10 protein-coding genes and 1 pseudogene are annotated in these 12,688 nt (G+C 71.8%); 7 read left to right on the forward strand and 4 right to left on the reverse strand.

The window, feature by feature from the left end:
- The first annotated feature begins 95 nt into the window (after positions 1 to 95).
- Both OHT51_RS30100 and OHT51_RS30105 read left to right on the forward strand, forming a co-directional pair.
- A complete protein-coding gene (locus tag OHT51_RS30100) occupies positions 96 to 1,946 on the forward strand; it encodes a flavin-containing monooxygenase (RefSeq protein ID WP_328884490.1) in 1,851 nt (616 codons plus the stop codon).
- Positions 1,943 to 3,583: a hypothetical protein gene (locus tag OHT51_RS30105; protein ID WP_328882047.1), complete on the forward strand. Its 1,641-nt coding sequence runs from the start codon at positions 1,943 to 1,945 to the stop codon at positions 3,581 to 3,583. Before OHT51_RS30100 ends, OHT51_RS30105 begins: the two co-directional genes overlap by 4 nt.
- Before the next feature lie 67 nt (positions 3,584 to 3,650).
- Here the strand turns inward: OHT51_RS30105 and OHT51_RS30110 are convergent, their stop codons facing one another.
- Together OHT51_RS30110 and OHT51_RS30115 are read right to left on the reverse strand one after the other, a co-directional pair.
- Positions 3,651 to 4,013 carry a MazG-like family protein gene (locus OHT51_RS30110; RefSeq protein ID WP_328882048.1) on the reverse strand — a complete coding sequence of 121 codons (363 nt, stop codon included), beginning with the start codon at positions 4,011 to 4,013 and terminating at the stop codon, positions 3,651 to 3,653.
- 25 nt (positions 4,014 to 4,038) lie between these two features.
- The gene (locus tag OHT51_RS30115; protein ID WP_328882049.1) at positions 4,039 to 4,611 is read right to left on the reverse strand and encodes a DoxX family protein; all 573 of its coding nucleotides are present in this window, start codon (positions 4,609 to 4,611) and stop codon (positions 4,039 to 4,041) included.
- Positions 4,612 to 4,766: 155 nt separating this feature from the next.
- Between OHT51_RS30115 and OHT51_RS30120 the strand changes: the two genes are divergently transcribed.
- Together OHT51_RS30120 and OHT51_RS30125 are read left to right on the forward strand one after the other, a co-directional pair.
- Entirely contained in the window at positions 4,767 to 5,093 is a 327-nt protein-coding gene (locus tag OHT51_RS30120; RefSeq protein WP_328882050.1) for a nuclear transport factor 2 family protein, read from the forward strand.
- A gap of 84 nt (positions 5,094 to 5,177) precedes the next feature.
- Positions 5,178 to 6,199, forward strand: a pseudogene (locus OHT51_RS30125) (aldo/keto reductase).
- A gap of 280 nt (positions 6,200 to 6,479) precedes the next feature.
- Here OHT51_RS30125 and OHT51_RS30130 read toward each other — a convergent pair.
- Positions 6,480 to 7,256, reverse strand: coding sequence for an SDR family oxidoreductase (locus OHT51_RS30130; protein ID WP_328882051.1), 777 nt, complete (start codon positions 7,254 to 7,256; stop codon positions 6,480 to 6,482).
- 134 nt (positions 7,257 to 7,390) lie between these two features.
- Here OHT51_RS30130 and OHT51_RS30135 point away from each other — a divergent pair, with 134 nt between their 5' ends.
- Positions 7,391 to 9,031, forward strand: coding sequence for an alkaline phosphatase D family protein (locus OHT51_RS30135; RefSeq protein ID WP_328882052.1), 1,641 nt, complete (start codon positions 7,391 to 7,393; stop codon positions 9,029 to 9,031).
- Here the strand turns inward: OHT51_RS30135 and OHT51_RS30140 are convergent.
- Complete coding sequence (locus OHT51_RS30140; RefSeq protein ID WP_328882053.1) at positions 9,018 to 10,079, reverse strand: Gfo/Idh/MocA family protein; 1,062 nt, start codon at positions 10,077 to 10,079, stop codon at positions 9,018 to 9,020. The two genes, OHT51_RS30135 and OHT51_RS30140, sit on opposite strands and share 14 nt — an antisense overlap.
- 88 nt (positions 10,080 to 10,167) lie before the next feature.
- On the opposite strand from OHT51_RS30140, the gene OHT51_RS30145 reads away from it, so the two are divergent.
- Together OHT51_RS30145 and OHT51_RS30150 are read left to right on the forward strand one after the other, a co-directional pair.
- Positions 10,168 to 11,484, forward strand: coding sequence for a multidrug effflux MFS transporter (locus tag OHT51_RS30145; protein ID WP_328882054.1), 1,317 nt, complete (start codon positions 10,168 to 10,170; stop codon positions 11,482 to 11,484).
- Positions 11,436 to 12,611, forward strand: coding sequence for a serine hydrolase domain-containing protein (locus OHT51_RS30150; protein ID WP_328882055.1), 1,176 nt, complete (start codon positions 11,436 to 11,438; stop codon positions 12,609 to 12,611). Before OHT51_RS30145 ends, OHT51_RS30150 begins: the two co-directional genes overlap by 49 nt.
- The last annotated feature ends 77 nt before the right edge of the window (positions 12,612 to 12,688 follow it).

Genomic DNA, 12,688 nt, shown 5'->3' on the forward strand with positions numbered 1-12,688 from the left:
CGCTTCACTGACCCCGACTTCCCCTGTCCCGGCGCCCCCGCAGCCGGCCCCCACGACCGAGGAGAGCGCCGATGTCCGCGCCCATGCCCGAGCCCATGGCCGCACCCACGCCCGAGCCGCAGGACCTGGACCCGCACGTGATGGACCTGGACTTCGACCCCGACGCCCTGCGCGCCAAGTACCGCGCCGAGCGCGACCGTCGGATTCGACCCGACGGGAGCGGGCAGTACCGGCACCTCGCCGGTGAGTTCGGTGCGTACGACGAAGACCCGTACGCCGACCCCGACTTCACCCGCGAGCCGCTGCGCGATCGCGTCGAGGCCCTCGTCGTCGGCGGCGGGTTCGGTGGGCTGCTCGCCGGGGCGCGGTTGCGGCAGGCGGGTGTGCAGGAGATCCGGATCGTCGAGAAGGGCGGGGACTTCGGCGGGACCTGGTACTGGAACCGGTACCCGGGCATCCACTGCGACATCGAGTCGTACGTCTATCTGCCGTTGCTCGAAGAGCTGGGCTATGTCCCGGCGTGGAAGTACTCGCCCGGCGAGGAGATCCGGCAGCACGCGCGCGCCGTCGCCAGGCGCTTCGGCCTCTATGAGCAGGCCTGCTTCCAGACCCAGGTCACTGAACTGCGGTGGGATGAAGGTGAGGATGGAGGTGAGTCCGAGTGGGTCGTCGGCACCGATCGCGGCGATGAGATCCGGGCGCGGTACGTCGTCGTCTCCAGCGGCACCCTCAGTCAGGCCAAGCTGCCCGGCATCCCCGGCATCGAGACTTTCCGTGGGCACACCTTCCACACCAGCCGCTGGGACTACGACTACACCGGTGGCGACGCGAGCGGCCGGCTGACGGGGCTCGCCGACAAGCGCGTCGCCCTCATCGGCACCGGCGCCACCGCCATCCAGGTCGTGCCGCACCTGGGACAGGACGCACGGCAGCTGTACGTGTTCCAGCGCACGCCCTCCTCCGTCGACGTACGCGGCAACCGGCCCACGGACCCCGAGTGGGCCGCGGCCCTCCAGCCGGGCTGGCAGCGGCAGCGCATGGAGAACTTCCTCAAGGTCGTCACCGGCAGCAGGGAAGAGGCAGACCTGGTGAACGACGCCTGGACCAGTACCGCCCGGCTTCAGGAGAAGCTCATCCCGACCAACGCCTACGCGGACGTTCCGGCCGAGCGGCGTGAACTCGCCTACGAAATCGCCGACTTCCAGAAGATGAACGAGCTGCGCGCCCGCGTCGAGGGCATCGTCGAGGACCCGGAGACCGCCGAGAAGCTCAAGCCCTGGTACCGCTACATGTGCAAGCGGCCCACCTTCAGCGACCACTACCTCCAGACCTTCAACCGGTCCAACGTCACCCTCGTCGACACCGCCGACACCCACGGCGTCGAGCGGATCACCGAGAACGCCGTCGTGGTCGGCGACACCGCGTACGAGGTCGACTGCATCGTCTTCGCGACCGGGTTCGACGTCGGCAGGTCGGGAGTGCTGTCCGGCAAGCTGCCGGTATACGGCCGGGGTGGCGCCGGGCTGCTGGAGACCTGGATGACGCAGGGGCCCAGAACACTGCACGGGTTCACCACCCGTGGCTTTCCCAACCTCTTCCTGCTCGGCTCGATGCAGAACGCCGCCTCCGTCAACTACGTCCACATCCTCGACGAACAGGCCACGCATGTCGCCGAGATCGTGGCTCAGGCGCGCAAGCGGCAGGTCCGCTGCGTGGAGCCGACCGCCGAGGCACAGGCCGCCTGGGTGGCGACGATTCGTCAGAAGGCCGCCGACCTGCACAAGTTCCAGGCCGAGTGCACTCCCGGCTACTACAACAACGAGGGGCGGCCGAGAGAGCGCAGCGAGGCGTACGGCGACGGGTCGGTCGCCTTTCACGAGCTGCTGCGGCGGTGGCGGGCGGACGGCGGCATGCGTGAGGTGCTCGTCGAGGGCAGCGGGACATGAGCGCCGTGGAGCCGAGCAGGTACGCCCCGAGCGGCGACCGGCCCATCACCACCAGCGTCCGCTGGGCCGCCGAGCGGCTCAACCCGCCCAGTCGCCTGTGGGGGTCCAACGGCGTCGCCTTCGGGCCCGACGGGCGGCTGTACGTCGCCCAGTTCCTCGCCGGGCAGATCAGCGCCGTCGATCCGGCGACCGGGGACGTCGAGGTGGTCGTACCGATGGACAGTCCGGTGCAGGCGCCGGACGACCTCGCCTTCGGCGCCGACGGCTCGATGTACATCGCCGACCTGGTGCCGGGGCGGGTGTGGCGGCGTAGTCCGGAAGGGGAGTACACGCTCGTCTCCGGGGATGTCGCCAACCCCAACGGCATCACCTGCGTCGGCGACCGGCTTTTCGTGAACGAGATGAGGCCGGGTGGCCGGCTGTTGGAGCTCTTCCCCGACGGCGGCGAGGCGGTCGTCCTCACCGAAGGGCTCGCCCTCGGAAACGCCATGCAGCTCGGCCCCGACGGCCACCTCTACTACCCGCACATGATGAGTGGCCCGAACCCCCTGCTCACCGGCCAGGTCTGGCGGATCCCGCCGGACGGGGGCGAGCCCGAGGTGGTCGCCGACGACGTCCATCAGCCGGTCGCCGTACGGTTCGACCAGGGCGGGGTGCTGCATGTGCTGTCCCGCGGGCCCGAGGGCATCGTCACCCGCATCGACCTGCACGGCAGCGGCTCACGAACCCTGGTCACCAGCGGCGTCGTCGGGCTGGACAACGCGGCCTTCGACGCCGAGAACCGCATGTTCGTCTCCAGCTATGCAAGCGGCGGTGTCACCGAGATGCACCCCGACGGGCGCACCCGCGAGATCGTGCCGCGTGGACTCGACGGGCCGTACGGTGTGACCGTCGACCTCGGCGGCAAGGTGTACGCCGCCGACCACTACCGGGTAGCGAGCCCCGAGCCCTCGCCGGAGGGCGGCGTCACCACGCACTCCCTGCAGCCCTTCTCGCACGGCATCGCCGCCGACGGTGGACTGCTGCACACCACCTCGCAGTTCGGGCAGGTCCAGACGTACGACCCCGGGGCCGGGACCACGCGGGAACGGGCCGGCGGGCTGCGGCGGCCGCTCGGCATCGCGGTGGCGCCCAACGGCTCGCTGGTCGTCGCCGAGTCGGACGCGGGGCGGGTCGTGGCCGTCGATGAGCGCGATGTGCTCACCGTGCTCGCCGACGGGCTCCAGCAGCCCGTGGACGTGGCCTTCGACGCCGAGGGGCGCTGTTACGTCAGCGACGAGCGGCTCGGCGCGGTGCTGCGGGTCGAGGTGGACGGGCCTCCGACGGTCCTGGTGGACGGGCTGGACGCGCCGCAGGGGCTCGCGGTCCACGGCGAGGAGTTGTTCACGGTGGAGACCGGGCGGCGTCGGCTGCTTGCGGTGTCCCTGACGACGGGGGAGCGCCGGACCGATGCGGAGGACCTGCCGGTCGGGGCGCCGGCCGGGGTCGTGCCGCGCACCGAACCGGCCCTGTTCGCGAACGGCATGCCGGGCATGGCGCGCCGGTTCGCCGGGTTGGCCGTCGCGGCGGACGGGGCGCTGCTGTTGTCCGCGAACGGGGAGGGGACGGTGCTGCGGCTGACACCCGGACTGTGCTGAACCTGGGGGCCCGGTGGGGCTGGTCGCGCCCACGCGGCGGAGCCGTACATCGATACAGCCCCGCGCCCTACGGCGCAGAACCCAGCGACCGCTCCCGCACCCGCGCCAGATGCCGGGTGAACACCTCGCGCGTGTCCGGCGTCAGCGTCCGCAGCGCGACCAGCGCCGTGATCACCACGTCGCACAGCTCGCCCTGTACGTCATCCCAGGTGTGGGTGACGCCCTTGCGCGGGTTCTGGCCGGTCGCCCCGATCACCGCCTCGGCGACCTCGCCGACCTCCTCGGACAGCTTCAGCATGCGCAGCAGCATGCCCTCCTCGCCGCCGATCGGCTGGTCGGTGTCGAGCCAGGTCCACAGGGCGTCGATGGTTGCCCAGAGGTCGTCGGCGCGCTCGGCGGCGGTGCCGGGAGGGGCTGCCTGATCGGTCATGCGGGCAGCTTGGCACAGCGGCTGCCTACTCCTCGAACAAGGCCTCCTGATCCTGCAGCACCCCCGCCTGCTCCTCCCTCTCCGTCTTCGCCTCGGCCAGCCTCTTGTTCCGCACCCCGATCACCACGGCCGTCACCGCCGCCGTCGTCGCCAGGGCCGTGGGAACCATCCAGCCGCGGTCGACGACATGGCCGAGGGCGTGGTCGAGGGAGAGGCGGCCGGGGCCCGCGATCGCGAGGCAGGTCGCGGCAAGGCCGAGGGTGGCCGCGTGCTCGTAGCCGCCCTCCTGGTTGAAGAAGCCGTTCGGGGCGTGCACCGCGGCCGCGCCCGCCATGCCGCCGGCCGCCGCCGCACCGGCCGCCGGGGTGGCCAGGCCCAGCGCCAGCAGAGTGCCGCCGCCGGCCTCCGCGAGGCCCGACGCCGTCGCGCTGGCCTTGCCCGGCTGGTAGCCGATCGACTCCATGAACTGGCCGGTGCCCTCGATGCCGTGTCCGCCGAACCATCCGAACAGCTTCTGCGTGCCGTGCGCGAACAGCACGCCGCCGGCGCCCAGCCGGAGCAACAGCAGGCCCAGATCACGTCGGTCGTAAGCACTCACAATGACTCCCGATGACTCACGATGACCCCCGGAACGGACCACCGGTGACGGATCCCCTCCCCTCGGCTCCACCGTCGCATCGAAGTCACCCGCCCGGCCTGCCCTGGCCGCCGTTCGGGTGGCGGGGCCCCGGAGGCGGTGTGAGGCTGACCGGTATGACGATTCAGACGTCCAAGCTCAGCGACCCCGCCGTCCGTGCCTTCGTCACCGCCGTCAACGCCCACGACCGCGAGGGCTTCATGAGCATCCTCGCGCCCGGCGCGACCATGGCGGACGACGGCAACGACCGCGACCTCGCCGACTGGATCGAGCGGGAGATCTTCTCCTCCAACGGCCACATGGAAGTCGACAACGAGTCGAACCGCGGTCGCGACCTCCTCGCCAGCTACCGCAACGACACCTATGGCGAGATGCGCACCCGCTGGCACTTCGAGGTCGAGGGCGACGGCAGGATCTCCCGCTTCGAGACCGGCCAGGCATAGCCGGGAGCCAGAGCCACAAAGCCACCCCCAGAACCGCTCAAGCGCTTGCCCTCGTGTGCACTTCAACTTCTACCGTCCCACCTCATGGAGACCAAGAGGACTTTGGGACGGACCGGCATCGAGGTCAGCGCGCTCGGCTTCGGCTGCTGGGCCATCGGCGGATGGGGGTCCCCCCGCTCGAGCGAAGCCGAGAGTGGGGGAGGCAGTCCGCCGACGGGCAGCCGCTCGGCTGGGGCAAGGTCGACGACGAGGAGTCCGTACGGGCCGTCCGGCGCGCCCTCGACCTGGGCGTCACCTTCTTCGACACCGCGGACACCTACGGTGCCGGCCACAGCGAACGCGTCCTCGGCCGCGCTCTCGGCAAGCGCCGCGCCGATGTCGTCGTCGCCACCAAGTGGGGCAACGTCTTCGACGAGGAGACCCGCACCCTCACCTGCGCCGACGACACCGTGCCGTACGCCCGCCGCGCGCTGACCGCCTCGCTGAAGCGGCTGGGCACCGACTACGTCGACCTGTACCAGCTGCACCTGTCCGACGCCGATCCCGAGCGTGCCGCCGAGCTGCGTGACGTCTGCGAGGAGTTCGTGCGCGAGGGGCTCATCCGTGCCTACGCGTGGAGCACCGACGACCCGGCCCGAGCCGCCGTGTTCGCGCAGGGGGAGCACTGCGCGGCGGTGCAGCACGCGGCCAACGTGCTCCGGGACGCCCCCGAGATGTTCGCGCTGTGCGAGGAGCTGGAGTTGGCGAGCGTCAACCGCAGCCCGCTGGCGATGGGCCTGCTGACCGGCAAGCGCAGGACCGGGCAGGCCCTGGAGGCCGGGGACATCCGCAGCCGGCCGCCGCAGTGGCTGGAGGGGTTCGAGGACGGGTCCGGCGCCGATCCGGAGTGGGTCGCGCGCGTGGACGCGCTGAAGGACGTCCTCACCAGCGGCGGCCGTACGCTCGGGCAGGGCGCCCTCGCCTGGCTGTGGGGCCGTAGCCCGCGCACCGTGCCGATCCCGGGGTTCCGCTCCGTCGAGCAGGCCGAGCAGAACGCGGGCGCGATCGCCAAGGGGCCGCTCACTGCCGGGCAGATGGCCGACGTCGACCGGATCCTCGGCCGCTGAGCACTGCCGTACGGGCTGCTGAGCACCGTCGTACCGCTCAACCGGCAGCCGTTCCACGCACCGGTGCGTACCTCGCGGTCCCACGCGAGGTCCACCCCCACCCGGTGTCATGGAACGGCTGCCGCCTCCCCCTCGGAGTGGCCTGCGGAAGCCGTCTGCTTCATATGTGAAGCTCTGGTGCAGAACGACTTGAGCATAAGTCGCCTACCGGCCGCGATGTGCCGGAATTCAACATTCCGATTGTGTGAGTTGTGGAGATCGCGGGTGGGCGGGTGAGCCGTCAGCCACGCCCCACGTACGGCATCGCCGTCGCCAGCACCGTCGCGAACTGCACGTTCGCCGCCAGCGGCAGCTCCGCCATGTGCCGCACGGTCCGGGCCACGTCGGCCACGTCCATCACGGGCTCGGGCACCACCGAGCCGTCGGCCTGCAGGGCGCCCGTCTGCATGCGTGCGGTCATGTCGGTCGCCGCGTTGCCGATGTCGATCTGGCCGACGGCGATGTCGTACGGCCGCCCGTCCAGCGACAGGGACTTGGTCAGTCCGGTCAGCGCGTGCTTGGTCGCCGTGTAGGCGACGGAGTGCGGGCGGGGTGTGTGCGCGGAGATCGAGCCGTTGTTGATGATCCGGCCGCCCCGCGGGTCCTGCTCCTTCATCTGCCGGTACGCCGCCTGCGCGCACAGGAACGCCCCGTTGAGGTTGGTGTCCACGACATGCCGCCAGGCGTCGTACGGCAGCTCCTCGACCGGCACCCCGCCCGGCCCGAACGTCCCCGCGTTGTTGAACAGCAGGTCCACCCGCCCGAACCGCTCCACCGTGGCGGCGAAGAGCGCGGCCACGTCCTCCTGCCGTGACACGTCGGTCCGTACGGCGAGCGCGGCGGCCCCGGGTGCCTGCGCGGCCGTCTCCTCCAGGGTCTCGGCGCGCCGCCCCGCCAGCGCCACCGACCAGCCCGCGCGCAGCAGCTCCACCGCGACCGCGCGGCCGATGCCGGAGCCTGCGCCGGTCACCACGGCGATCCTCGCGTCCGTCCTCGTCTCCGTTTGCCTGTCATTCATGGGCCCGCAGCGTACGTGAGGGTCCGCCATCCGGAACTCATCTGTCCGCCATCCGAGTGTTGTGTACGCGCCAAGCGAGTGTCGTCCCCGGCCACTCCAATGCCTCATGCATCCATCAGTCAGGGGAGGACCGGATGACACTCGCAGCACACCCCCAGCAGCACGCCCCCGAACTGCGCGCGGCAGCCCGCCACATCGGCCGCCGCCGCTTCCTGACCGTCACCGGCGCCGCCGCCGCGCTCGCCTTCGCCGTGAACCTGCCGGCCGCGGGCGCAGCGAGCGCCGCCGAGCTCGACGCCCGCCAAATCACCGACAACCCCTTCACCCTCGGCGTCGCCTCCGGCGACCCGCTGCCCGACTCCGTCCTGTTGTGGACCCGCCTCGCCCCCGCCCCGTACCAGCCGGACAGCGGACTGCCCGCCCAACGGATCACCGTGCACTGGGAGTTGGCGCACGACGAGCAGTTCACCAGGATCGCCAGACGCGGCGCCGCCATCGCGTACCCCGAGTTCCACCACACGGTCCACGTCGAGGTCGACAAGCTCGACGCGGACCGCGTCTACTACTACCGCTTCCGCGCCGGCACCTGGATCAGCGGGACCGGCCGTACCCGCACCGCCCCCGCGCCGACCGGCACGGCGACCGCGCTGACCCTCGCGGCCGTCTCCTGCCAGGCGTACACCGACGGCTACTACACCCCGTACCGCCATCTCGCCCAGGACGACGTCGACATCGTCTTCCACCTCGGCGACTACCTGTACGAGTACGCGGTCAACTCGGTCGGCGGCTACCGCAACTACACCGACCGCACGCTCCCCGCGCTCTTCAACCGCGAGACGGTGACCCTGGAGGACTACCGCCTGCGCTACGCCCTCTTCAAGTCCGACCCCGACCTCATGGCCGCGCACGCCGCGCACCCGTTCGTCGTCACCTGGGACGACCACGAGACCGAGAACAACTACGCCGACGACATCCCGGAGAACAGCGTCCCGCCGGAGGAGTTCCTGCTGCGCCGGGCCTCCGCCTACCGCGCCTACTGGGAGAACCAGCCGCTGCGCCGCCCGCAGCGGCCCGTCGGCCCCGACATGCAGCTCTACCGGCGTCTGCGCTGGGGCCGGCTCGCCCAGTTCGACGTGCTGGACACCCGGCAGTACCGCTCCAACCAGGCGTACGGCGACGGCTCGCAGATCCCCGGCCCGGACGTCGACGCCCCGGCGCGCACGATGACCGGGGCGACGCAGGAGCGCTGGCTGCTCGACGGCTGGCGCGACTCGACGGCGCTGTGGAACGTCGTACCGCAGCAGGTCACCTTCGCCCAGCGCAAGTTCGACCTCACCGAGCCGTCACGGGTGTCGATGGACGCCTGGGACGGCTACCGCGCCTCCCGCCGCCGCGTGCTGGACGGCGCCAAGGCCGCCGGTGTCGAGAACCTGATGGTGCTCACCGGAGACGTCCACGTCGGGTACGGCTTCGACATCAAGGACGACTTCGACGACCCCGACTCCGCCACGCTCGGTACGGAGATCGTGGCCACGTCGGTCGCCAGCGGCCGGGACGGCATCGACAAGCCGGCCAACTGGGACACGTACATGCAGGCCAACCCGCACATGAAGTTCTACAACGGACGGCGCGGCTATGTGACCGTCGCGCTGGGGCAGCAGCTGGCGCGGACCGACTTCAAGACGGTGCCGTACGTGACCAGGCCCGGGGCGCCGGTCACGACGGCCGCGTCCTTCGTGACGGAGGTGGGGGAGCCGGGGCTCACGCAGGCGTGAGTTCGGGCGCGCGGTCCGCTTCAGGGGCCTCGCCCGGGTAGCGGACGCCGACGCGGTCCCGGATCGCGTCGAGCGTCCGCATCACGGCCAGCGTGCCGTCCAGCGGGACCAGCGGTGACTCGGTCTCGCCGGCGCGCAGGGCCCGCATCACCTCGGCGGCCTCGTGCCGCAGGCTGTTGCGGGGCCCGTCCGCCGGGTCGGCCGTGAACTCCTCGGGGTCACGGCCGTCGCGGTGCAGGACGAAACGGTCCGGGAAGAAGAAGCCGTGCGGTATGTCGATCCGGCCGCCCGAGCCGGTGACCGACGCTGCCGTGGCCGTACCGCCGACGATGGAGCAGTGCAGGGAGGCGAGGGCCCCGCTGTCCCACGACAGCAGGGCGCCGGTCTGGAGGTCGACGCCCTCGGCGGACAGCATCGAGCGCGCCGTGACGTCCGACGGCTCCCCGAGCAGCAACTGGGCGAAGGAGACCGGGTACACGCCGAGGTCCAGCAGCGCGCCGCCGCCCTGCGCCGGGTCGCGCAGCCGGTGCGAGGGCGGCAGTGTTCCATTCCTCGCCTCCGGCAAGAGGTGCCCGGCCAGCCCGAAGTCGGCCTGCACATGGCGCACTTCGCCGATCGCGCCGTCGTCCACCAGAGCCTTGAGCCGCCGGATCAGGGGGTTGCAGTACATCCACATGGCTTCCATCAGGAAGCTGCCGCGCGCCTTCGCCAGCGCGACCAGTTCCCCGGCCTCCCGCGCGTTCAGCGTGAACGCCTTCTCGCACAGCACGTTGCGTCCCGCCTCCAGGCACAGCCCGGCGGCGACGCGGTGCGCCGAGTGCGGCGTGGCGACGTACACGACATCGATGTCGCCGTCCTCGGCGAGCGCGTTCCAGTCGCCGTACGCCCGCGGGATCCCGAAGCGCTCGGCGAACGCGTCGGCGGACTCCTGGCTGCGGGAGGCCACGGCCACCACCTCGGCGTCCGGCAGGTCCACGAGATCCGCGGTGAACGCGGCCGCGATCCCGCCGGTGGCCAGGACCCCCCACCGCACGCTTCGTTCCGTCACTGCGGACCCACCCCTCGCTCATGTGACCCTCGGCACTCCGTTCGAGCTGAGAGCATAGAGGGCGGATCATTCGGAGAGGGAGGGGCGCATGGGCGACCGTGGGGGGCCGATACAGCCGGCGGAGCCGATACCGGACGTGTCGCGGTCGGCCGTACCGAAGACGGACAGACCGCCCACCCGATCCCTGCGGACCACCGGTCTGCTCGTCACCCTCGTCCTCGGCGGCCTGACGGCGACGCCTCCGCTGGCGATGGACATGTACCTCCCGGCGCTCCCCGAGGTCACCGGGTCCCTGCACGCGCCCGCCGCGACCGTGCAGCTCACGCTCACCGCGTGCCTGGCCGGCATGGCGCTCGGGCAGCTGGTGGTCGGCCCCATGAGCGACCGATGGGGCCGCAGGCGCCCGCTGCTGACGGGCCTTGCCGTGTACGTCGTCGCCACCGCGCTCTGCGCGCTCGCGCCCAGCATCGGCTTCCTCGTCGCCTTCCGGCTGGCGCAGGGCCTCGCCGGGGCGGCTGCGATCGTGATCGCGAGGGCGGTCGTACGCGACCTGTACGACGGCGTGGCCATGGCCCGCTTCTTCTCCACCCTCATGCTGATCTCCGGGGTCGCCCCGATCGTCGCGCCGCTCATCGGCGGCCAGGTCCTGCGGGTGACGGACTGGCGGGGCGTGTTCGTCGTGCTGACGGTGGTCGGCGTACTGCTCGCCGCCCTCGTCTGGCGCAGCCTCCCCGAGACCCTGGCGCCGCAGGACCGGCACAGCGGCGGGGTCGGTGAGGCCCTGCGGGCCATGCGGGGACTGCTCGCCGACGGCGCCTTCGCCGGGTACATGCTGGCCGGCGGGTTCGCCTTCGCCGCGCTGTTCGCCTACATAGCCGCGTCGCCGTTCGTGATCCAGGAGATCTACGGGGCCTCGCCGCAGACCTTCAGCCTGCTGTTCGGGCTCAACTCGGTCGGGCTGGTGATCGTCGGCCAGATCAACGGCAAGGTGCTGGTGGGGCGGGTCAGCCTGGACCGGGTGCTGGGCGCGGGTCTTGCCGTGGTCATCCTGGCCGCGACCGCGCTGCTGCTGATGTCGCTGGGCGTCTTCGGCGAGGTCGGACTGGTACCGGTGGCGGCGGCGCTCTTCGTCCTGATGTCCGCGATGGGCGTCACCCTGCCCAACACCCAGGCCCTCGCCCTGCTGCGCACCAAGCACGCCGCCGGGTCCGCGTCCGCGCTGCTCGGTACGTCCTCCTTCCTCATCGGCGCCATCGCCTCGCCCCTCGTGGGCATCGCCGGCGAGGACACCGCCGTCCCGATGGCCGTCGTCCAACTGGCCGCAGCACTGGTGGCCCTGGCCTGCTTCATGGGAATGTGCCGTCCCTGGAACAGCCGTGCGGGTGCGGAGGGGGCAGAGAGCTGAGCGCGCCGAGACTGCGCGGGGACACGCCGGAGAGGGCTGGACTCGACCCCGAGGAGATCCGTCAGCTCGTCCGCGAGGTCCACGACCTCACGACCGGCTCCCGTCCCTGGGCGGCTGGGGCGGTGCTGATCGTCGGGCGGGGACCCTACCTCGCCGTCGAGGAGGCCGTGGGCCGGGCGGTGCGGTATGCCTCCTACGACGAGGAGAAGGACGCCGGGGTGGAACTGCCGCCCGACAGGCAGGTCCCCATGACCACCTCGACCCCCTTCGACCTCGCCTCCCTCACCAAGCTCTTCACCTCGGTCGCCGCGGTGCAGCAGATCGAGCGCGGAACGCTGGGGATCGACGCGCGCGTCGGGGCGTATCTGCCGGACTTCCGCGCGGCGGCCCGGCATGACGTCACGGTGCGTCAGCTACTGACGCACACCTCGGGGATGCGGCCCGAACTGCCGCTGTACGACTGTGCGGACGACGCGGAGCGGCTGGAGCGGTTGCGGGCGGAGCCGCCGGTGGGGGTGCCGGGGACGTACTGCTACTCCGACCTGAACTTCCTGCTGCTGCAACACGTCCTGGAACGCGTCAGCGGCCGCACGCTCGACGTCCTGATCCACGACGGGATCACCCGGCCCCTCGGCATGACCGCCACCCACTTCGGCCCCTGCCCCGGCGCGGCGGCGACCGAGGACCAGCGGCGGCCGTGGGCCAAGGCGGACCGGGGGATGCTGCGGGGTGTCGTCCACGACGAGAACGCCTGGGCACTGGGCGGGGTGGCGGGCCACGCCGGCCTCTTCTCCACGGGGCGTGACCTTGCGGTCTTCTGCCGGGCCCTGCTCTCCGGCGGCGCGTACGGTCCGGCCCGGATCCTCGGCCCGGACTTCGTGGAGCTGCTGCTGGACGCGCCCGGGCTGGGGTTCGCGGTGGATCAGCCCTGGTTCATGGGGGAGTTGGCGGGGCGGGGGGCTGCGGGGCATACGGGGTTCACGGGGACGTCGTTGGTGGTGGATCCGGTGACGGACACGTTCGTCGTCCTGCTGGCGAATGCGGTGCATCCGCGACGCCGGCCGCCGGACAGCGGGCCGCGGGCGCGGGCGGGGACGAGGGTGGCGCGGGCGGTGCGGGGGTTGTAGGGCCGTTGTTCTCGCCCCCGCCAGGGGCTGTGCCCCCAGGTACGGGACGGGTAGGGGCGGCGGGGGCGAGAAACCGC

The organism is Streptomyces sp. NBC_00299, assembly GCF_036173045.1.
Lineage (GTDB): Bacteria > Actinomycetota > Actinomycetes > Streptomycetales > Streptomycetaceae > Streptomyces > Streptomyces machairae.